Annotated in this window: 21 protein-coding genes and 1 tRNA gene; 8 read left to right on the top strand and 14 right to left on the bottom strand. The window is 66.0% G+C overall.

The features are described from left to right. Positions 1-113 precede the first annotated feature (113 nt). Both ACT4ML_RS13510 and ACT4ML_RS13505 read left to right on the top strand, forming a co-directional pair. Positions 114-198: transfer RNA gene (locus ACT4ML_RS13510), tRNA-Ser, on the top strand. 403 nt (positions 199-601) lie between these two features. Beyond that, positions 602-2,212 carry a 4Fe-4S ferredoxin N-terminal domain-containing protein gene (locus tag ACT4ML_RS13505; RefSeq protein ID WP_444721340.1) on the top strand — a complete coding sequence of 537 codons (1,611 nt, stop codon included), beginning with the start codon at positions 602-604 and terminating at the stop codon, positions 2,210-2,212. Positions 2,213-2,269: 57 nt separating this feature from the next. Here ACT4ML_RS13505 and ACT4ML_RS13500 read toward each other — a convergent pair whose 3' ends face one another. The 4 genes from ACT4ML_RS13500 to ACT4ML_RS13485 all read right to left on the bottom strand — a co-directional run bounded on the left by ACT4ML_RS13500 (position 2,270) and on the right by ACT4ML_RS13485 (position 7,234). Further along, positions 2,270-3,970, bottom strand: a complete 1,701-nt coding sequence (locus ACT4ML_RS13500) for a right-handed parallel beta-helix repeat-containing protein (protein WP_444721339.1) — start codon at positions 3,968-3,970, stop codon at positions 2,270-2,272. A gap of 335 nt (positions 3,971-4,305) precedes the next feature. Continuing rightward, positions 4,306-5,838, bottom strand: coding sequence for a (R)-citramalate synthase (locus tag ACT4ML_RS13495; protein ID WP_444721338.1), 1,533 nt, complete (start codon positions 5,836-5,838; stop codon positions 4,306-4,308). 224 nt (positions 5,839-6,062) lie between these two features. Then, entirely contained in the window at positions 6,063-6,449 is a 387-nt protein-coding gene (locus ACT4ML_RS13490; RefSeq protein ID WP_444721337.1) for a DUF192 domain-containing protein, read from the bottom strand. A gap of 107 nt (positions 6,450-6,556) precedes the next feature. Next, on the bottom strand, positions 6,557-7,234 hold the full coding sequence (locus ACT4ML_RS13485; RefSeq protein ID WP_444721336.1) for a lysostaphin resistance A-like protein: 678 nt from the start codon (positions 7,232-7,234) through the stop codon (positions 6,557-6,559). Positions 7,235-7,337: 103 nt separating this feature from the next. Between ACT4ML_RS13485 and ACT4ML_RS13480 the strand changes: the two genes are divergently transcribed. Continuing rightward, entirely contained in the window at positions 7,338-7,868 is a 531-nt protein-coding gene (locus tag ACT4ML_RS13480) for a DUF7097 family protein (RefSeq protein ID WP_444721335.1), read from the top strand. Between the two features lie 27 nt (positions 7,869-7,895). Here ACT4ML_RS13480 and ACT4ML_RS13475 read toward each other — a convergent pair whose 3' ends face one another. The 3 genes from ACT4ML_RS13475 to ACT4ML_RS13465 all read right to left on the bottom strand — a co-directional run bounded on the left by ACT4ML_RS13475 (position 7,896) and on the right by ACT4ML_RS13465 (position 10,801). After that, on the bottom strand, positions 7,896-8,834 hold the full coding sequence (locus ACT4ML_RS13475) for an SDR family oxidoreductase (protein WP_444721334.1): 939 nt from the start codon (positions 8,832-8,834) through the stop codon (positions 7,896-7,898). A gap of 161 nt (positions 8,835-8,995) precedes the next feature. Next, positions 8,996-9,787 carry an endonuclease V gene (locus ACT4ML_RS13470; RefSeq protein ID WP_444721333.1) on the bottom strand — a complete coding sequence of 264 codons (792 nt, stop codon included), beginning with the start codon at positions 9,785-9,787 and terminating at the stop codon, positions 8,996-8,998. A 78-nt stretch (positions 9,788-9,865) separates the two neighbouring features. Continuing rightward, positions 9,866-10,801, bottom strand: a complete 936-nt coding sequence (locus tag ACT4ML_RS13465; RefSeq protein WP_444721332.1) for a rhomboid family intramembrane serine protease — start codon at positions 10,799-10,801, stop codon at positions 9,866-9,868. 160 nt (positions 10,802-10,961) lie between these two features. Between ACT4ML_RS13465 and ACT4ML_RS13460 the strand changes: the two genes are divergently transcribed. From ACT4ML_RS13460 to ACT4ML_RS13450, 3 genes are read left to right on the top strand one after another with little or no spacing between them, the layout of a single operon-like run. Then, positions 10,962-11,402: a DUF5788 family protein gene (locus ACT4ML_RS13460; RefSeq protein ID WP_444721331.1), complete on the top strand. Its 441-nt coding sequence runs from the start codon at positions 10,962-10,964 to the stop codon at positions 11,400-11,402. Beyond that, on the top strand, positions 11,399-13,195 hold the full coding sequence (gene polX, locus ACT4ML_RS13455) for a DNA polymerase/3'-5' exonuclease PolX (protein ID WP_444721330.1): 1,797 nt from the start codon (positions 11,399-11,401) through the stop codon (positions 13,193-13,195). The genes ACT4ML_RS13460 and polX overlap by 4 nt, the downstream gene beginning before the upstream one ends. A gap of 36 nt (positions 13,196-13,231) precedes the next feature. Next, positions 13,232-13,675, top strand: coding sequence for a Mut7-C RNAse domain-containing protein (locus ACT4ML_RS13450; protein ID WP_444721329.1), 444 nt, complete (start codon positions 13,232-13,234; stop codon positions 13,673-13,675). Between the two features lie 67 nt (positions 13,676-13,742). Here the strand turns inward: ACT4ML_RS13450 and ACT4ML_RS13445 are convergent, their stop codons facing one another. Continuing rightward, positions 13,743-14,495 (bottom strand): PHP domain-containing protein, encoded by a 753-nt coding sequence (locus ACT4ML_RS13445; RefSeq protein ID WP_444721641.1) that lies wholly within the window; start codon positions 14,493-14,495, stop codon positions 13,743-13,745. Between the two features lie 37 nt (positions 14,496-14,532). Further along, positions 14,533-14,961 carry a hypothetical protein gene (locus ACT4ML_RS13440; protein WP_444721328.1) on the bottom strand — a complete coding sequence of 143 codons (429 nt, stop codon included), beginning with the start codon at positions 14,959-14,961 and terminating at the stop codon, positions 14,533-14,535. Positions 14,962-15,072: 111 nt separating this feature from the next. On the opposite strand from ACT4ML_RS13440, the gene ACT4ML_RS13435 reads away from it, so the two are divergent. Then, positions 15,073-15,360 (top strand): DUF7565 family protein, encoded by a 288-nt coding sequence (locus ACT4ML_RS13435; RefSeq protein ID WP_444721327.1) that lies wholly within the window; start codon positions 15,073-15,075, stop codon positions 15,358-15,360. A 144-nt stretch (positions 15,361-15,504) separates the two neighbouring features. Here the strand turns inward: ACT4ML_RS13435 and ACT4ML_RS13430 are convergent, their stop codons facing one another. Further along, positions 15,505-15,942 carry a transcription elongation factor Spt5 gene (locus ACT4ML_RS13430; RefSeq protein ID WP_138244971.1) on the bottom strand — a complete coding sequence of 146 codons (438 nt, stop codon included), beginning with the start codon at positions 15,940-15,942 and terminating at the stop codon, positions 15,505-15,507. Then, positions 15,942-16,115, bottom strand: a complete 174-nt coding sequence (locus tag ACT4ML_RS13425) for a protein translocase SEC61 complex subunit gamma (protein WP_138244972.1) — start codon at positions 16,113-16,115, stop codon at positions 15,942-15,944. The genes ACT4ML_RS13430 and ACT4ML_RS13425 overlap by 1 nt, the downstream gene beginning before the upstream one ends. Before the next feature lie 137 nt (positions 16,116-16,252). On the opposite strand from ACT4ML_RS13425, the gene ACT4ML_RS13420 reads away from it, so the two are divergent. Continuing rightward, positions 16,253-16,465: a hypothetical protein gene (locus ACT4ML_RS13420; protein WP_444721326.1), complete on the top strand. Its 213-nt coding sequence runs from the start codon at positions 16,253-16,255 to the stop codon at positions 16,463-16,465. A gap of 53 nt (positions 16,466-16,518) precedes the next feature. Here the strand turns inward: ACT4ML_RS13420 and ACT4ML_RS13415 are convergent, their stop codons facing one another. The 3 genes from ACT4ML_RS13415 to ACT4ML_RS13405 form a co-directional block, all read right to left on the bottom strand. Further along, positions 16,519-17,697, bottom strand: coding sequence for a S1C family serine protease (locus ACT4ML_RS13415; protein WP_444721325.1), 1,179 nt, complete (start codon positions 17,695-17,697; stop codon positions 16,519-16,521). 91 nt (positions 17,698-17,788) lie between these two features. After that, positions 17,789-18,442, bottom strand: coding sequence for a bifunctional 4-hydroxy-2-oxoglutarate aldolase/2-dehydro-3-deoxy-phosphogluconate aldolase (locus ACT4ML_RS13410; RefSeq protein WP_444721324.1), 654 nt, complete (start codon positions 18,440-18,442; stop codon positions 17,789-17,791). A 336-nt stretch (positions 18,443-18,778) separates the two neighbouring features. Continuing rightward, positions 18,779-20,017 (bottom strand): mandelate racemase/muconate lactonizing enzyme family protein, encoded by a 1,239-nt coding sequence (locus tag ACT4ML_RS13405; protein WP_444721323.1) that lies wholly within the window; start codon positions 20,015-20,017, stop codon positions 18,779-18,781. Positions 20,018-20,064 lie beyond the last annotated feature (47 nt).

Here is a 20,064-nt window from a genome sequence, read left to right as displayed (position 1 = left end):
CGGGTTCGCTCGAGCCTCGAGCGGACCACAACCCCGATCGGCGTGAGCGAACCTATCACAGGGAGCGAGAAAATCGAAACGGGTAAAAACGTCACTCGGGTAGATAGGAGTGAGCCGAGATAGCCTAGCCCGGCCAAGGCGGTAGATTCGAAATCTACTGTCCTCACGGACTCGGGAGTTCAAATCTCCCTCTCGGCGCTTTTCCGACGAACAAAACCGACGAGCGCAGCGAGTCGTCCGTTCGTCGGAAAACGGCAGGGAGTTTGAACGAGACGAGTCGCGGCCCGGGAAGCGAGCGCAGCGAGCGACCCGGCCCGTCTCGGCGTGGTTCGAATCTCCCTCTCGGCGCTGTTACAGTGGCGGTAAACAGCGAACAACGGGATCCGCTCCGAGTTTTGGACGATTCTCGAGTATCCTGCCGCTCGAGAGCCGTCTCACGACCTCCGTTCTGAAACCGGCCGGAGTGTATTTCGAGCGTGCGAGCGGTCCCTTGCCCGTCATTCGCAGGCAGGGTCACTACGACCATACTAGTGATATGTGCAGTGACTCAAGCCACAATGATCGCCACTCGAGAACCAACAGCCGCGACGCGGTGGGACCGATGAGTTTCGACGACGAGCCGGGGGACGACGGGGAGGCGTTTCATCCGCTCGGAGAGGCGTGGCAGGACGAACTCGAGGACGTACTGGCGGACACGGAGTACGATACGGAACTCGGGATGGAGATGGCGAAAGACGCCATGCGAGTGACGAAGGGGGAACTGGCGGAAGAGGAGTTCCACGAGCGGTATCACGACGATGTCATGGAGGAGTTCGGCGAGGACGAACGGCCGATCGCCAGCCCGGACGATGTCGACGAGGGTGGGATGGGGTCGATACTCTCGCAATTGGGTGCCGGCGAGGAGTCCCGGCGCGAGATGCTCAAGAAAGCCAGCGCGGGTGCCGGCTTCCTCGGACTCGGGGCGTGGGCCACGGCAGAGAACCGCGAGCCCGCCGATATCGCCGCCGAGGAGACGACCGAAACCGAAGAGACCGAAGGAACCCAGTGGGGGATGACGATCGACCTCGAGCACTGCGACGGCTGTCTCTCCTGCGTGACCGCCTGCAATCAGGAACACCAGTGGGACGACGGGGCGAACTGGATGTACGTCCTCGCCTACGAGGACGGCAACGTCGAGTCGCCGGACCCCGACGATTTCGACAGCGTTCGGGATTTCAACTATCTGGTGCGGCCGTGCCAGCACTGCACGGACGCCCCCTGCGAGAAGGTCTGTCCGACGACCGCCCGGCACACGCGCGACGAGGACGGACTCGTCCTGACCGATTACGAAGTCTGTATCGGCTGTCGGTACTGTCAGGTCGCCTGTCCCTACGGCGTCAACTACTTCCAGTGGGACGAGCCCGACGTCGAGCGGGAGGACCTCGAGCCCGAAGGGATCTACGACGAGCGCGGGCGGCCGGTCAGTCGGCGCGCGCCGCGGGGCGTCATGTCGAAGTGCGTCTTCGATCCGGCTCGCCAAGACGGTAACGCGGGCGAGGAACTCGTCGGGACGACCGCCTGCGAGCAGGCCTGTCCGCCGAACGTAATCCAGTTCGGGGACAAGAACAACCCCGCGAGCGACCCGCAGCGCTACGAGGAGAACCCGAGCCGGGCCCGAACGGTCATCCGGATGGACTCCGAACTCCCCTCCCCGAACTCGGTCGAATCGTCGCTCGAGGGCGTCGACGGCGATCTGGACGCCGTCCTCGACGCCGTCGACGACCTCACCGAAGAAGCGGTCGCCCTCGCGAAAGGGGTCGAGTTGACGACCGAGGAGTACGAAGAGGAGGCCCCAGCGGGCGATAGCCTGCCGGACAAGGAGGAAACGGTGCTTTCCGTCGTCAGCGCGATCGAGGACGGCGGACTCGACCTCGAGACGCAGGACATCCTCGTCCGGCTCGAACTCGGGGAAGAACCCGGCGACGACGAGGAGTTTCAGGGGCCGAGCGAGGAACTCGCACAGGAGCGCTTCGAGGCGTTCGCTGACGGCCCCGAATCACAGTTCAAACTCCTCGAGGACATCGGGACGAACCCGAACGTCACCTATCTCGGAAACCAGCCGGGACCGAACGCCGAGCAGGTCGAAGGGCCGACCAGCTACGAGGATGTCGAAATGGTCGACGTTCGACAGGACGTCCTCGACGACCAGACGATCGGTCTCGATTACTCCTAACCGCCGGAGTGCAGTTCGAGTCCATGCGCTGTCCCGCCGCCGTTCGATCGGCGGGATTCAGACGTCGAATCCGAAGTTGAAGTCACCCTGCCACTGCGAGCGCTCGCCGCGGAAGGCGGTCTCGCCGCGGTGGCGGTTGCCCGTCCACAGCACCGACGAGAGGGCCGTCTCGGGGTCGCTCATGACGAGTCCCTCGAAGAACGAACTCTCGACGGTGTGGTCCGCCCCGCTCTCGGCGAACCGGAGGCTCGCGCCGTCGGCGTCGATCGTACAGTTCTCGAGCGTGAGCCGGTCGATATCGTCGCCGCCGTCGGTGACGAAGACGCCGTGTCGATCCGTCGACGACTGCGGCGCGATATCGAACTCGCAGTCGTCGAAAGAGACGTTCGAGGAGCGGACGTAGACCGCGTAATCGGCCGTCGACGGGCTCGAGCGATCGGTGATCGTACAGCCGTCGAACGCGGTCGGCGCGTCGTCGTTGTCGTTGACGCGGATCGCCCGGCCGTCGGTTCCCTCGTCGGTGATGTGAATATCGGTCAGTCGAGCGGGTCCGTCTTGTGTCAGGCGGACGATTTCGGTGTCCTTCTTGATCTGGTTGTTCACCAGGAGCTGGGAGACCAGTTGGCCGCCGCCGTTCTCGAGCCAGAGGCCGGACCACGGGAATCCGGGATGTTCGGTCATCGTGATCTGACAGTCCTGGACGTGGTCGTTCGGGCCGATTCGGATGCCGGCTCCGGCGCAGTTCCGGACGTGGCAGCCGGTGACGATGTTTCGGCCGTCGTCGCCCGAGACGTAGATTCCGTTGTCGATGTAGCCGGATACCTGACAGCCTTCCCAGTAGTTCGTGCCGTGGTTGTAGACGTCCGAACTGAACGGGATCGCGTGACCGACGTGGGTCGATCGGTCGTACTTCGTATCGCCGTTGTTGAGGTGACAGCCGCTGATGACGTTGGTCGTCGAGGGCCGGACGCCATCGACCAGAATCGTGTGCCGATCGCCGCCGTACTGGGGATTGAACTTGTCGCGTTTGCCCCGCATCGAAATGTTCTCCATGTGCCCGTACCGGTAGGTGAACCAGCGGGCGATGCCGGCGTCGTAGTCGCCGCGAATGTCGACCTGGAGATCGCGCATGACGGTCCGCTGTGCGTGGGGAAGCGATGCGTCCAGCGATCCGACGGTCATCAGCCGATCGACGTCCTGATCGGCGACCTCGAGGACGGCGAAGGGAGCGCCGACGATGCCGAGGAATTCGTGGGCGTCGAAGTGGATGTTGTCGGTCTCGACGTGCCACGTTCCCGCGGGAATCTCGTAGCAGTGGTTGCGGTCCGTCGGTTCGAACGAGGTGTAGTGGTCCTCGATCGCAGCCCACAGATCGTCCCCCTCGGGTTCGACGCCGAGATCCTCGCGGACGTTGACGATGTTCGGGTTCGTCTCGCTCCCTACGGTGACAGTGTCCGAACCCGACTCGGTCGCCGAGAGCGACGCCCCGAAATCCAGCTGTGCCACGTCGTCGCCGACCGTCGTCCCCGAATCGCTGACGCGGATCCCGCCTGCGGAGCCGGTACCGTTACCGTTGCTCTGTGCCGCAGCGACGCCGCTCTGTGAACCCGTCGCGGCGACCCCAGTGAGCGCGCCGCCGAGCCCCAGCGCACCGAGCAGTCGAACGTACGAACGGCGCGTCGTCTTGCCGGCGGTACTAGTCGATTGGTCTCGCTGATGGTCATCTTCCATCACGTCCAGACTGTCACGAACTTGCACGATTTGTTATAACCAGTCTACTGATACTTGTGCCGCCGTAAACCGCTGGCACTCCGTTTCCTGCCTGCAACTGTTTTGAACGATCGCAGTAGGGACCCGCATATCCAGACGCAGTCATCCCGGTGCCGTCGCGGAGAAATTGCCGACTATACCGGACCGAATCGCGCTCCCCATGAGTCCGTTGTGAGACGGCAGGCCAATAGATGTCTGATTATTGATCCGACAGGGTCGACTGTCCGAAAGCCCGCGTATTCGACCGACTCGAGTCGAACTATCGGCTCCGGATCGTCGAAAACGATGGTGGGTCAGCCGACGAGTGGGACGAAGTGGTCGGCTCAGTCGTCGGCCGGTGCGAGCGGCTGCTGGTCGGACGCGAGCAGTCGGTCGAGCGCGTCGACCATCGCCGTGACGCTCGCGCGAGTGATGTCGGCCTCGCTGCGGGCGACCGTCACCGAGCGGTCGTTGCGAACCATCGTCACCTCGACGGTGACGACGGCGTCGGTCCCACCGGTCACGGCGTCGACGTGATAGGACTCGAGTTCGGCGTCGGCCATCGAGCCGAGCGCCTCGCGGACGGCGGAGACGGCGGCGTCGACGGGGCCGGAGCCGGTGCCGCTGGCGACGCGTTCCTCGCCGTCGACGGCCAGTCGGATGCTCGCGGTCGGAACGGCACCCCCGCTGGTGGCGGTGAGATCGAGCAGGTCGACGACGCGCTCGCGGTCGTCGCCGGTCACGTCCTCGGCGACGGCGAGGAGGTCGGCGTCGGTCACCCGGCGGCCGCGGTCGCCGAGTTCGGTCACGCGGTCCGCTATCTCGGCGATTTCGTCGTCGTCGGCCTCGACGCCGTGTTCCTCGAGGGTGGCCTTGACGCCCGCGCGGCCGGTGTGTTTGCCCAGTGCGAGCCGGCGCTCACGGCCGACGGTCTCGGGCGCGTAGGGCTCGTACATCTTGTCGTCCTTGAGGGTGCCGTCGGTGTGGATGCCGCTCTCGTGGGTGAAGGCGTTCTCGCCGATGACGGCCTTGTTCGGCGCGAGTTGAATACCCGTCGCCCGAGAGACGATCTGTGCGAGATCGTACAGCTCCTCGAGTTCGAGCGTCTCGAGGTCGTAGACGTGTGAGAGGGCGATCGCGACCTCCTCTAAGGCGACGTTGCCGGCGCGCTCGCCCAGCCCGTTGACGGTGCAGTGAACGAGGTCTGCACCGGCGGAGATGGCTGCGAGCGCGTTGGTCACGCCCAGTCCGAGGTCGTCGTGGGTGTGTGCGCTGACCGGGCCGAGTTCGGCGAGTCGGGAGACGGCTTCGTAGGTGTGTTCCGGCCCCGTGTGGCCGACGGTGTCGGCGAAGCAGAACCGATCCGCACCCGCGTCGAGCGACGTTTCGGCTAGCTCCTCGAGGTAGTCCAGATCCGCCCGGGAGCCGTCCTCGCCGATGACCTCGACCCAGAGGTCGTGGTCTTTCGCGTAGGCGACGAGTTCGGCGGTTTTCTCGAGGTTGTCCTCGCGGGAGGTGCCGACCTTGCCCTCGACGTGACGGTCGCTGGCGGGGACGACGATGTGGACGCCGTCGACGTCACACTCGAGCGCGAGGTCGATGTCGCCTTTCATCCCGCGACAGAAGCTGGTGACGCGGGCGTCCAGATCGAGGTCGGTCACCCGCGAAATCGCCTGTCGCTCACCCGCACCGGTACAGGCGCTGCCGGCCTCGATGACGGAGACGCCGGCTCGCTCTAACGAGCGGGCGATCTCGACTTTCTCGTCGGGGGAAAGCGAGACGCCCGGCGCTTGTTCGCCGTCGCGAAGCGTCGTGTCGAGAAGGCGCACTGTACGGTCCGATTCGATCGTCTGTTCGGCGGAGTGAGGTACGGGCACGGGTGATGAAGTAGGATTAGTTTCGTCGGAGAATTTCGCATCCAGCCGGGTCGCCCCGACTTCCTCTATCCTCGTCGTCCGGCGTTGAGACGGAATCTCGTGCCATTGTACTGTGGGCTAACGTATCATGCTGACTTAAATCCGCCGGTCACGGATCGATGCGGTCGGGTTCGGATGCCACACTGCGCTCGCAGCGTGAGCCGCGTTCGGTCGTCAGCGGCCGTTCACTCGCTCTCGAGACCCAGTCGGTCGCCGGGTTCGACATCGGCCGCGGTGCCGGCGGGGAATTCGACGATCAGGTCCGCTTCCGCGCGAGCGAAGCTCCGCCACGGACGGAGCGTCTCGACCCGCTGGACGACGCCGTCGGCGATCCAGACGGCGTCGATGGGGAAGAAGACGAACAGCATGTGGAGGTCCCGCGTCTTCGCCGACCCGAACTGGAACGCCAGCGCGTAGTCGTCCGGAATCGATCGGCGGAACATGAGCCCCAGCGTCTGGCTCACGATCGAGTCCGCGAGGTCGACCTGCGTCGCCAGTACCCGAGCGTCGCGGTCGGTATCGTCATCGCTGGATTCGTCGTCGGCAGAGACCGGGTCGTGGACGAGTCGCACGCCCTCGAGTCGGAACGGCGACAGCAAAAACCTTCCCGCCGATGGCGGTCGGTCGGGGCGGTCGGAACCGCGGACGCCGGCCCACTCTCGCCGTCGATCGGGCGCGATCAGCCGAACGCCGCCGCGACGAGACCGACCGTCGAGACGGTGTTGATCAGGACGTGTGTCACCGTGCTGCTGGCGGTTCCCCACCGATGACGGACGATCCCGAAGAGGAAGCCCAGGGTCAGCAGCGTCGTGATGCGGATCACCGACAGATCCACGATCACGTGCTTGCCGGCGAACAGGACCGCCGTCACCGCGATCCCCGCAGGGACGCCCCAGCCGTCGACGAGGTTCGTCTGGACGATCCCCCGCCAGACCTGCTCCTCCGCGATCGGGACGACGAGTCCGTTCCCGACGAGCAACAGGAGCGCGATCGCCGCGGGCAGTCCGTCGCCGCGCGTCGTCGCGCTCTCGTCGAGGCCGAACAGCGCCGAATCGACCTGTGCCGCACCGGCGACCAGCACGAAGCCGACGACCGCCGCGAGGACGCCGGCTCCGAGGGCTCGCGGCGTCCAGTCCCAGCCCCACCGCTCGCGGTCCTGTCCCCGCTCGAGCGCGTACCGAGAGAGGACCGCCGCGATGGCTGGGAAGCCGATCGCGAGGACGAGGGCGTCGACCAGCCCCGGGTCAACGCCGACGGCAGCCCCGGCGAGGACGAGGCCGCGTCGAAGCGCGAACTCGAGGACGATCCATCCGGCGACGACGACGGCAGCGACTGTGACCGAGTTCGATCCGCTCATGGATTCGAGTTGTAACCGTGACATATTCTAGCTTTCCGTGTCGAACCGCAGCCGCCGGACGCCACCTTCAACTACTCGGTGCCCCAAGGACGGCCGAGCGACGATGGAGAAAACGCCGCAAGGAACCTCGGTCGGCGTCGACGACCCCTACGAGTTCGCGGGGCTCTGTGACTACCTCACCGGCGAGGGACAGTGTCGGTACGCCCTCGAGCACTACGGACACGACCCGGAATTCGGTCGCGATCGCGCAGCCGACGACTACGCGTGTCCTGTGGTCGACCCCGAATCGGACTGGTCGTGGGCCGACTGCCCGCACTTCCGCTCGCGCAACCGCGACCGCGAGTGCGTCCGCTGCGGGCTCGAAGAAAAGCGAATGGCCCACGACGACGAACGCCCGTTGCTCGAGGAACACCACCTCTCGTATGCGCGCGACGGCGAGACTCTCTCCCACGAGATCACGATCTACCTCTGTCGGTGGTGCCACGCGAAAGTCCACAACTCCTGGGCGCGGATCACCGACGACGCCGCGCCCGAACCCGACGCGATCGCCGCGCTCGAGGAGCGTCGCGGCCGCGAACAGTCGGAACTGGGATTCGAGTCGGCGGCCGAGCGATACGATAGTGACGACGGATAGGCGGCCGTCCGTCCGGCGAGCGGCGATTCAGACGAGTTTTCGGAGAATGCCGTAGACCGCATCGCGCAGTCGATCCGGCAGGTAGCGCGCGTAGACGCCGTACTGGGCGAGCGGTCCGACCGGGTACCGCGCCGGCGGATCGGGGCTGGTCGCGGATTCGACGATCGCTTTCGCGACGTCTTCGGGGTCGGACGCGAACGGACCACTGCCCCCGCCGCCGATCAGTTGGGCCTCGTCGTAGAGGTCGTACAGCGACTCGTAGGCCGGCGTCCGCTCGTCTTCGGGCAGTTCCTCGTCGACGCGGTCGGTGAAGTTCGTCTCGACCGGGCCGGGCTCGATCACGACGACGTCGATTCCGAACTCGTCGACCTCGGCGCGCAGCGAGTCGCTCATCGCCTCGAGCGCGTGTTTCGAGCCGGCGTAGGAACCCGCACCGGGGAACGAGATCCGACCGATGACGCTCGAGACGTTGATGATCCGGCCCGCACCCTGTGCGCGCATGTGCGGCAGCGCGGCACGGGTGAGTCGGTGGGGGCCGTAGACGTTGACGTCGAACTGCCGGTGGAGGTCGACCGTCGCGACGTCCTCGAGCGGCCCCATCTGGGCGTAGCCGGCGTTGTTGACGACGCAGTCGATCGCGCCGGCGATGTCGACGACCCGCTCGACGACCGACGCGACCTGTTCGGGATCGGTAACGTCCAACTCGAGGGTTTCACAGCCCGCCTCTCCGAGGGCCGCGATGTCGTCGACGTTGCGCGCCGTCGCGAAGACCTGCCAGTTCTCGGCGAGGAAGGCCCGCGCAGTCGCGCGGCCGATCCCCGACGAGCAGCCGGTGATGAGGACCGACTGCTTGCGCGTGTAGCGGTCGTCGTCGGTCCCGGCAGTCTCGCGGTCGTGATCGTCCTCGACGACGGTCCCGTCCGGCCCGTCATCGGCTGTCCTCTCGACGTCCTCAGCGGTGGCCATGTGTGACGGGTTCGAGAGACGATACCTAAGTATCGACGGTTTGTCGCGCTGACCGTAATTTTCAGATTCGGACGAGATTCGACCGACTCGACCGCTCGTTTCAGTCCCACCCACCGCAGGCGGTTCAACGGTCAGTTGTAGCCGGCGAACAGTGGCGGAGTCTACTCGTCGAGGCTCTTCTTCGCGTCGTCGGCGTACTTGTCCGCGAGTCGGACCGGCTCCGGGAGTTTGTACGACGAGGAAAGCGCGAGCGCGATATCGGCCGCCGTGTCGGGGCCGACGCGGTGGCCGGGGCTGACGTAGAGCGGGTTGATGTACCTGTTCGGCGAGTCGTACTGTCGGGTCTGGACGGCGTAGCCGAGCAGGGTCCCGTCGGGCGCGTCGACTCTGGAGTTCGATTCGATGCCGACCGTCGTCCCTTCGGGGAGGTCGTCGGTATCTCCGCGGGGAGACCCACAGAGCAGGCTCTTAGCGACGCCGATACTCGGCACGTCCCTGACCACGCCCATGTGGGTCGCGATGCCGGCCTGCCGGAAGTGGATGCGACCGCTGCCGTCGAACAGGAACAGGTCCGGGTCGACGGACAACTCCTCGAGCGCCGCGAGGATCGGGTCCCCTTCGCGAAAGGAGAGGAGGCCGGGGATGTAGGGAATCTCGAGGGGCGTGACGGCGAAGACGCGCTCGATGACCTCGCCGCCACGCATCGCGACGACGGCGCTCAGCGCGCGGTCCTGATCGCCGTCATCGTTCGTGAGAAACGACTGGTCGACGCCGACGACGACCGGCGGTCGTCCCCCGCTCGAGGTCGTCGCGAGCGGGTTCGAGATCGTGTCGGAGTCGAACGCGAATGCGTCTTCGAAGACGGCGGCGTCGGCGATCTCGCGCTGAAGCGCTTCCATCTCATCGCGCGAGAGGCCGGCGTCGGGGGCGAGATCGGGACGAGGCTGACTCATCTGAGTGCGAATAGACGCCGGGTAAAAATCAGTTGCGGGGTTGTGGTGAGACGACGGTCCCGCGGACGGGTCGAAGTATCAGAACCGACGGCGACCGCCCGGACCGCCGGGACCGCCCGGACCCCCGGGGCCGCCACCGCCGAACTGGAGCTGGTTCGGCGCGCTGACGTTCCGGTTTCGCTTGACGTACTCGCCGTAGGCGAGGCCGATCACGAGGCCGACGAGGTGGGCCATGTGGGCGATGCCGCCGGCACCACCACTACCGACTCCGAGGAATGCGACGCTGATGAACGCGTAGCCGGCGGTGAGCAGCCAGATCGGAACCGGGAGAATGAAGTAGAGGTACACCTTGAGCCCGGGGTTCAGGACCGTCAACACGCCCAGAATCGCGAGTGCGGCACCGCTGGCTCCGAGGACGGCAGTCGAACTTCCCTGTGCGGCCGTGATCCCGATTTGGCCGAGTCCGGCGAGGACGCCGCTGACGATGAACAGGATCGAGAAGTTCCGGGACCCGACGTAGCGCTCGACGAGCGGTCCGAAGAAGAATATCACGATGCTGTTCCCGACGATATGCATGAAACTGTACGGGCTATGAGCGAAGATCGATGTGACCCACGTCCAGACGTACTCGATATTCCCCGATGTCAGCATGAACAGCGACTGGTGGAGGGACGGACCCGCGGTCAATAGCGTGGCCCATTGGGCGAGGAACGTCAGCCACATCAACGCGAGGAACGTGTAGGTCGCGTTCCCGCGGAAGTACGCGAGCGGCCCGCCCGGACCGGTATCGATCGGAAGCTTGTCCGTGAGACTCGAGGCCCGGGAGGTGCTCCCACCGGAACTGACGCTGTCGTCGAAGCCGCTGTCGAAGACGCCCTGTGGATCGTTCCAGTTTTGCAGCCCCGAGCAGTCGTGGTTCTCGGGGAGCCGGTGGTCGGCACAGAAGGTCCCGCCGCAGTGCCGACAGTTGTACGGCATGTTTTCGTCCTTCCCACACACGTCGCACTTGGCCATTGACCGGGGGTATGTGGGGAGCCGCTAAGGGATTTGGGGTTTGACCGTCATATAGGGCTACCGCGTGCGAACGGCCTAACGCTCGCGTCCGGGCCGCCGGCGCTGGTGACAGTTCCGTGTAGACTGTACATTTTTGCCTCCCCGTCCCCCATCTTCGGACGTGCAAGAGTACGAGCGCAAGCAACTGCTCGAGCGCGTCGAGCGCGAGGGCGCGACCGTCGGCGCGGACATCCCGGAGACGATCACGGTCCAAGGGGAGGAGATCGATCTCCGGACGTTCGTCTTCGAGATCAAGCGCCGCGAGACGGTCCCGGCCGGCGAACGCGACCGCGTCGAGCAGGCAAAGCGGAACCTGCGACGCGAGCGGCTCGAGCGACTCGAGCGGATCGAGGAGGACGACATCAGCCGCGAGGTGGGCGACGAACTCGCCCAGAGCATCATCGGCATCGACCGGGCGTTAAACGCCCTCGAGAGTCTGGGGCCGACGGACTTAGAGCGCGAGCAGCAGGTCCAGCAGGCCCAGGACCGCAAGCGCTGGATGTCGTTCCTCAAGAAGGCGCTGGGGCAGGACGACGACACGAGTTCCCGGAGGGGACGATGACGACCAACGCCGAACTCGCCGCCCGCTTCGAGGAGTTCGCCGACCTGCTCGAGGCCGACGGCGTCGACTACAAACCCCGCGCGTACCGGCGCGCGGCCGAGAACATCCGCTCGCACCCGTCGCCGCTCGCCGATCGGATCGAGGCCGGCGATCACGAGACCGTCGAGAACATCGACGGGGTCGGCGACGCCATCTCCTCGAAGATTATCGAGTACGTCGAGACCGGCTCGATCGACGAACTCGAGGAACTGCAGGCCGATCTCCCGATCGATATCGCCGACATCACCCGCATCGAGGGCGTCGGCCCCAAGACCGCGGGGAAGCTCTACCGCGAACTCGGGGTCCAGACGTTAGACGACCTCGAGGCGGCCGCCGAGGCCGGCGAGGTACAGGCGGTCAAGGGGTTCGGCCCGAAGACCGAACAGAACATCCTCGACAACCTCGAGTTCGCCCGGACCGTCGGCCAGCGCCAGTTGCTCGGCGAGGCGCGGCCGCTCGCCGACGACGTGCTCGAGTTCCTCGAGTCGATCGACGCGGTCGAGCGCTGCGAGGTGGCGGGGTCGATCCGCCGGTGGCGCGAGACGATCGGCGACGTGGACGTGCTCGCGGCGACCGACGCCGGCGAGGATGTCGTCGAGGCGTTCGTCGGATGGGATTCGGTCGACGACGAGATCGAATCCGGGCCCGAGAAGGCGAGCATCCGCATCGGCGAGAGTCGCGTCGATCTGCGCGTGGTCGTCCCCGAGGAGTTCGGCTCCGCTCTGCAGTACTTCACGGGGAGCAAGGACCACAACGTCGCCCTGCGCAACTACGCGATCGACCGCGGGATGAAACTCAACGAGTACGGCGCCTTCGATGTAAGCAGCGAGGCGCTACGCGCCTCGAGCAGTCGGACGGAGTCCGACGACGAAATCGAGGACCCGGAGAGCGGGCAACGTGTCGGCGAGCGCGTCGCCGGCGAGACCGAGGAGGGGATGTACGACGCGCTCGGCCTGCCGTGGATCCCGCCGGAACTCAGAACGGATCGGGGCGAGATCGCCGCCGCAGAACGCGGCGAGTTGCCGGCGCTGATCACTCGAGACGATATCCGCGGCGACCTGCACAGCCACACCGAGTGGTCCGACGGCAACACCGACGTTGCCGCGATGGTCGAGGCCGCCGCCGAGCGGGGCTACGACTACTTCGGCATCGCAGACCACGCCGAGGGGCCCGGGATCGTCGGCGGCATGGGGCTCTCCGATACCGAGATCCTCGAGTACGCCGAGGAGATCCGCGCGATCGGCGAGGAGGCCGAGATCGAGGTCTTCGCTGGCATCGAAGCGAACGTCGACGCCGACGGCGAGATCGACCTCTCCGCGGAGGTGATCGAGACGCTGGACGTGATCGTCGCCTCGACCCACAGCGCGCTCGATCAGGACGCCGAAACCGCCACCGAGCGGCTCGTCCACGCCATCGAGAACCCTGCGATCGACGTACTGGGCCATCCCAGCGGCCGCCTGCTCAACGAACGCTCCGGCCTCGAGTTCGACGCGACCGCGCTCGGGGAAGCGGCCGCCGCCCACGACACCGCACTCGAGGTCAACGCCAATCCCCGCCGGCTGGATCTGTGGGGTAGCGCCGTCCAAGCCGCCCTCGAGGAGGGCGCGCCGATTTCGGTCAACACGGACTCCCACCAGCCCTCGACGCTCGAGTACATGCGCTGGGGCGTCCACACGGCACGTCGCGGGTGGGCCGAACCGGCCGACGTGATCAACACGTGGGCGGTCGGGGACCTGCGCGAGTTCCTCCACTGATCGATTCTGACCTTCCCCTGAGAACGCACCAAACCGATGCGACTCCTCCTCGATGTCATGTGCGGCGGGCTCGTCGCCTACCTGCGAATATGCAACTACGATACCGCCGACGCCGGCGACCGCGGGCTCGAGGCCGACGACGACCTGCTCGCCGTCGCCCGGGACGAGGGCCGAACGGTCGTCACTCGAGACATCGAACTCGCGGGTCGTGCCGACGAGGCGATCCTGCTCGAGTCCCGCGAGGTCGACGCCCAACTCGCCGAACTAGACGCTGCGGGGCTCGACCTCTCGCCGGCCGCCGAACCTGCGTTCTGTGGCCGCTGTAACGGGCCGCTCGCGGATGTCGACCCGGCAGCTTCGACGCCGGCGTACGCTCCCGACCCCGCGGCGGTCGAGATGTGGGTCTGTCGCGACTGCGGGCAATACTTCTGGCGCGGCAGTCACTGGGAACGGGTCGCAGCGACGCTCTCGGAGATCTGATGCATAAGGACGCCGCTATCGAACGAAAGAACGGAGAACGCGGAATCGCGACTGGACGAGGAGAGCGCTAATAGACGGCAACGTCGTCGAACCGGCCGTCGTAGGCGATGTGCTGTGGATGCGTCGGCTCCGTCCCCGAGAGGAACAGCCGATCGACCTTCTTCCACGTGTTCTCGTAGACGAGATGGCCCAGTTCCGCCGCCGTCGTCGCCCACCGATCGAAGCCGTTGTCGTAGACGACACGGCGAGCGATGCCGTCCTCGAGCGCGGTCACGAGATCGTTCTCGCTCTCGATGGCCGCGTCGAATTCGGTGTGGGCCACGCCGACGGATCGGGGGAGATGGGCGTACGAGGAGGTAAACGGCGGCATCGAGAGCTCGTCGGCCAGTTTCCGCGCGCGGCGATTGTCCGGCGGGAGGTGACGCGGGTTGAAAATCTCGATCGCGTCGATCGTCTCCGCGTGCGTCCGGATGTCTCCCTCGCCGAGACTCACGTTCGCAAAGCCCGGATGGGGGACGAGCACCGTCGCGTCCTGTCGCTCGAATTCGGCCATCGCCGCCTCGAGCGGGATGAAGTCCGGGACGGGCTCCTCGAGGCCGATCGCGAGGACGTGTTTTCGGTTCCGCCACGTCCCGGTAAACACCTCGCGGGCGGGGATCACCAGAAGGTCCTCGCTGGAATACGCGGCCGCCCGCTCGCGGATCTCCGGGAGGCGGGTGAAGTGGGGCGCGTAGACGATCGCGTCGAGGCCGGCTCGTTTGGCTCGCTCGACGACGCGATCGGAGAGCACCTTCACGTGACAGTCGATTCGAAACGTCACTCCATCGGTCACGAACACCACTTCCGGGACAGCCGAGTTATGAATTCTGATTCGGCGGCCACTCGAGGGTCTCCTTGATCGCGTCGACGATGGGAACGACGGGCTCGTCCGGGTCGATCGAGATGAACAGCCCGTCGTCGCCGACGTAGACCCGGAGGATCTTCAGGAAGTCCATCGACGTGGTGATGTACTCGACTCGTTCGGCCTCGGGAAACAGCGTATTCCGGAAGAGTTTGCTCTGCATGAAGTCCATGTGGACGTTCGTGTGGATCCGCTCGAAGTGCTCGAGCATCGCCTCGCGGCTGTCGTACATCGAGATCGTTCGATCGTCGATATAGAGCGGTCGAAACGACTCCGTGTCGTACTCACAGAAGGCGTATAGCGGGCCGGACACCGTCTCTTGGACGACACGGCGCACGCGGTCGGCGTCGAACGCGGCCAGCGTCGACCTGTTAGTCGCCGGCATATCTCGAGGGGACGGGCCGCAGGGACGAAGGGCTGTCGGGCACACCGCTTCCGGCCGAGGGGTATCGCTGCGAAAGGATCATTAGGACGGCCGTTCGAGTGGCAGTATCGAATGGCATGGGAATGCGGGATCGACGGCTGTGGAGCAGTCTTCGAGGACGTCGAGTCGGCCGTCGTCCATCAGGCGACGGAGCACCAGCGCCGCGAGTGTAAGGTCTGTGGGACCGTCGTCCCCGACGGCTACCTCGCGATCCGTCACGCCTTTACCGACCACAGCCGCGCCGAGTACGTCCGCGCCTACGGTGCCAGTTCCGAGGAAGTCCGGGAACGCGAAGAGCTGCTCGAGGAGATCGAGTCGGAGGCGAACATGCAAGCGATCGCGACGGAACTGAAGCGGTAACGAGCGGTCTCGGAGTTGGCCGTGTTGGGGCCGCGACTGATATTCTCGCCGTGTAGGACTATCGTTGCTCGCAAACTGTAGTTAAGACTCCCTCGGTGCTCGCTGCTCTCGGGTGCTGCGAACCCGTTCGCATGGTCCGACGAACTACCGTTCGTCGCTGTCGAGTACGCGAATCTGGTCGCCCCGCACCGTCACGGGAATCGGAACCGTCGCCTCGTACAGTTCGACGGTGACCTGATCCTTGCCCTCGTCGATCCGCTGGACCTGCGCTTTCTCGCCCTTGAACGGGCCGGCGATGAGTTCGACGATGTCGCCCTCGGCGATCCCCTCCACATCCGGCTTCGGCGAGAGGAAGTGCTCGACTTCCGAAATATCCGACTTGCCGGGGACGATGCTGCGCGCGTGGGGAATGTCCTCGAGGACGCGGTTCAGGACCGCGTTCCCCTCGGCTTCGACCATCACGTAGGAGGTCAGCGAGTCGGGGGCGAGCGCGGCGTGGATCTCCGGCTCCTCGCGGTTGATGATCATGTCCGCGACGGTGCGTTCTTGACTCGCCGTCGTTTTGACAGCAAAGATTCCCATTAGATGCCACCCGGCAGTAACAGCATGATCGCACCGATGAGGAATCCGATGAGACCGACCAGGAGGATCCCTGCACCGGCGATTTTCGACACCTGGAAGAACTCGTTAGTAGTGGGTGTCGTCGCCATTTTCAACACCCGAATGTACGAGGTGAGGTCGTACGGAACGTCCATATCTGTCTATTCACAGCGTGGGGTCTTTTATCTGTCTTTCGTGTCTCGTGAACGTCCGCGGCCGGGCGCCCGGCGCTGTCGGCGACGTTGCACTCGACGGCCCCGCGTCCAAACCGCTCGAGGTCGAACGCCTCTGCATGGCTGAAGACGATTCCGACAGAGCAAACGAGTACGAGGCGGAACGAGAGGCCGAAATCGAGGACGAACTCGAGCGGATCGACCGCGATCCGGACGAGGTCGACGAGGGCGACGGCGACCTCGGAACCCAGAACGCGCCCCGCGAGGACGCGGATGACCTCGAGGAAGCCGAGGCGGCAGACGAATCCGACGCGGACGAGGAAGCAGGCTGAGATCGGCGACTCGCAGCGAAGCGATCCGTTCTCGAGCGGGTGGCTGATGTCGATTAGGGATCCGTGGTCGGCGGCTCCTCGCGCGGGCCGCCGATCGGGGTCCGCGGCTGCTCGGCTTCCGGCCGCTCCTCGAGGGTGACCTCGACGGTCTGGTGCTCTCCGTCGCGGACGATTTCGAGTTCGATCGTGTCACCGGGCGACGTCTCGAGCGCGAGATACGACGAGAGCGCCGGCTGATTCGGGATCGCTTGGCCGTCAATAGCGACGATTACGTCACCGCTGCCCGGCCGAGTGGTACTGGCCGGCTGGAGGGTCCCGTCGGCGGGGCCGTCGGGGACGACTTCCATGACGAGTACGCCGGTCGCTTCCTCGAGGCCGATTTCGGCGGCGATTTCCGGACCGACGGGCTGGACGCCGACGCCCAAGTAGGCGTGGTCGTACGATCCGTCCTCGATGAGTGCGGGAACGACGCGGTTCGCCAGCGCTGCGGAGATGGCGAATCCGATGGTCTGGCCGGCGCCGGCGAAGACGACGCCGAGTACCTCCCCCTCGAGGCTCACCAGCGGCCCGCCGCTGTTCCCGGGGTTGATCGGCGCGTCGGTCTGGATCGCGGCCGGGATCGAGAACCCGGTGGGACTGGGCAGCGAGCGGCCGGTACCGCTGACGATCCCCTGCGAGACCGACGCGTCGAGCCCGAGCGGGTTGCCGATCGCGAGCACCTCCTGACCGATGATCGGTTCGGACTCGGCAAGGGACAGACCGGACGCGACCTCGGGCATGTCCTCGACGCGAAGGACGGCGAGGTCGCTGTAGGCGTCCGTCCCGACGATCGACGCGGCTCGCCACTCTTCGTTACTGAACTGGAGTTCGATACCGCCCTCGCGTGCGGCCTCGACGACGTGGTTGTTTGTCAGGACGTATTCGTCGTCGATGACGAACCCGGTTCCGAGTCCACCGCCGCCGGTTCCGGGCCCGCTCGTCCCGGTGACGGTAACGAGAACGACGGAGTCGATCGTATCGCGGTACACCGCTGCATACTCGCTGCCGACCTCGGACTCCGCCGGCCCTCCCGTCTCGTTCGACGCGTTCGAGTCGGCGGACTCGTTCTGTGCGACACCGGACCCGGAGCCGCCGAGCCCGAACGCCGCGGCGGCCCCGGCCGCACCGACGACGCCGGTCGCACGCAGTAGCCGTCTGCGAGTGCAGTGGTCTGGATCTGAGGTCACGCCCATTGCCACCCCGACGAACGGTATAAAACGGCTCCCAGCAACAGCCGATCGGTTCGGGGTTGTTCGCAACGCGGTCGCCGAGCGTCCCGGTCGACTACTCGCGTCGCGCTTCGTCGACTGCCTCGACGAACGAGGCGGCCGTCTCTCGGACTCGGTCCATGTCGCCGTCGGCGACGGCCGAATCGTCCACGATGGCACCGCCGGCACCGACGGCCACCGCGCCGGCGTCGAAGAAGTCGTCGACGTTGTCCCGGGAGACGCCGCCCGTCGGAACGATGTCGATATCGCCCAGCGGCCCCGCGAGCGCGCCGATGTGGCCCGGTCCGACCGTCGACGCGGGGAACATCTTGAGGAGGTCCGCGCCGGCTTCCATCGCCGTCACGGCCTCCGTCGGCGTCATGACGCCGGGCGCGACGAGGACGCCGCGGCGGTTGCAGGTCCGGACCACGTCCGGGTCGGTGTGGGGCGAAACGACGAACTCGGCGCCCGCGTCGATCGCGGCCTGTGCGGTCGGCGCGTCGAGGACGGTCCCCGCCCCGACGACCGCGTCGGTGTCAGCCAATTCCCGGTCGACTGCGGCGATCTGCTCGATCGCACGCGTCCCGTCCGCCGTGATCTCGAGCGCGTCGACGCCGGCGTCGTGGATCGCTCGAGCGACCGGCACGATTTGGTCCTCGTCGATGCCCCGGAGGACCGCGATGACACCGCTCTCGGTGATCCGCTCTCTGACTGCCCGCTTCTCGGTCATTCGTCCGTCCCTCCTGCGACCGCCGTTCGACGCTCGCTCGCGAACCGTCTACTCCGTCCGGCGAGACGTTCCATACGGCGAACCGTCTGTCCCCGGCCCCAATAAATTTACTCACGATCGAAAAAGCAGCCGCGGTCAGTGGCACGCACCTCGAGCGGCGATCGGACCCGAGAAACGTCGTCCGTACAAGATGGCTGCCCTGCGTCGGTATCCGCCCGAAGGGCTATCTACGCTTCGTCGAACAGCGGAAGACTTCCGATGCTCGCCTTCCGAGCTCGACGCGGCTTACGCCGCGTCGAACAACGCAAATCGGAGATTTGCTGGCTTGACGTCGGCTTACGCCTCGTCAAACAGCTCCTCGCCCTCGACCATGTGCTCCTCGACAACGTCCATGTCGAGCGTGACGCCCAGTCCGGGCTCCTCGGGGATCTCGATGTAGCCGTCCACGATGACGTCCTCCTCGACGAGGTCCTCCCACCAGTCGAGTTCGTAGGAGTGGTACTCGACGGCCAGCGAGTTCGAAATCGCCGCGCCGACGTGGGACCCGGCCATCGTCGCCACGGGCGAAGCGACGTTGTGCATCGCGACAGGGACGTAGTACATGTCCGCGAGATCCGCGATCTTCCGCGTCTCGCGCATGCCGCCGACCTTGGGCATGTCCGGCGCGACGATGTCCAGCGCCTGCTCTTCGATCAGGCGGCGCTGGCCGTGCTTTCGGTAGACGTTCTCGCCGACGGTAATCGGCGTCGACGTGCTCTGGGTGACCTCCCGCTGGACGTCGTGGTTCTCCGGCGGGACGGGGTCCTCGAGCCACCAGATATCGTACTCCTCGAGGCGCTTCGCGAGCCGTTTCGCGCTGCCGCCGGAGAAGGTCCAGTGGCAGTCGAAGGCGACGTCGGCGCGGTCGCCGACGCGCTCGGTGACCTTCTCGACGATTTCGGCCTTGTGCTCGATTTCGGGCTCGCGGAGGTGGCGGTTCGCGCGGTCTTTCTCGTGGCCGCTGGGCACGTCGAGGTCGAACTTCAGGGCGTCGTAGCCGAGGTCCTCGACGACGCGTTCGGCCTCGTCGGCGCAGGCGTCGGGGTCGGCCTCGTCCTCGGTGTGACAGTCACAGTAGACGCGGACCTCGTCGCGGTACTTGCCGCCCAGCAGCTGATAGGCTGGGACCTCGAGGATCTTCCCGGCCAGATCGTGCAGGGCGACCTCGATGCCCGAGATCGCGGTGACGGTGACGCCGCCGATCGAGCCCTCGCCGGACATCTTCTGGACGAGGTGTTCGGTCAGCCGGTCGATGTCGAGCGGGTTCTCGCCCACGAGGAACGGCGTCATCCGCTGGATCAGTTCCGGGACGCCGGCGCCCCAGTAGGCTTCGCCCGTGCCGACGATGCCGGAATCGGTGTAGATCCGGACCAGCGTCCACGGGAAGTTCCCGTCGATCATCGTCGTCTGGATGTCCGTTATCTCGACGTCTCGGCCGCCGCCGCGCTCGCCCGTGACGCCCATCGTTTCTGCCGAGAGGTCGCGCATCGTGTACTCGGCGTTCGGATCGTGCAACTGCGAGTAATCGACTCCCATGGGAACAAATTCACTCGTAAGTTAGTAATAGTTTCTACCTCCGGGAG

Origin of the sequence: Natrinema sp. LN54 (genome assembly GCF_052439245.1) — an archaeon.
Classification (GTDB): Archaea; Halobacteriota; Halobacteria; order Halobacteriales; family Natrialbaceae; genus Natrinema; species Natrinema versiforme_A.
The sequence above is the reverse complement of the archived record's forward strand: the minus strand, read 5'-3'. Positions and strand labels throughout refer to the sequence as shown.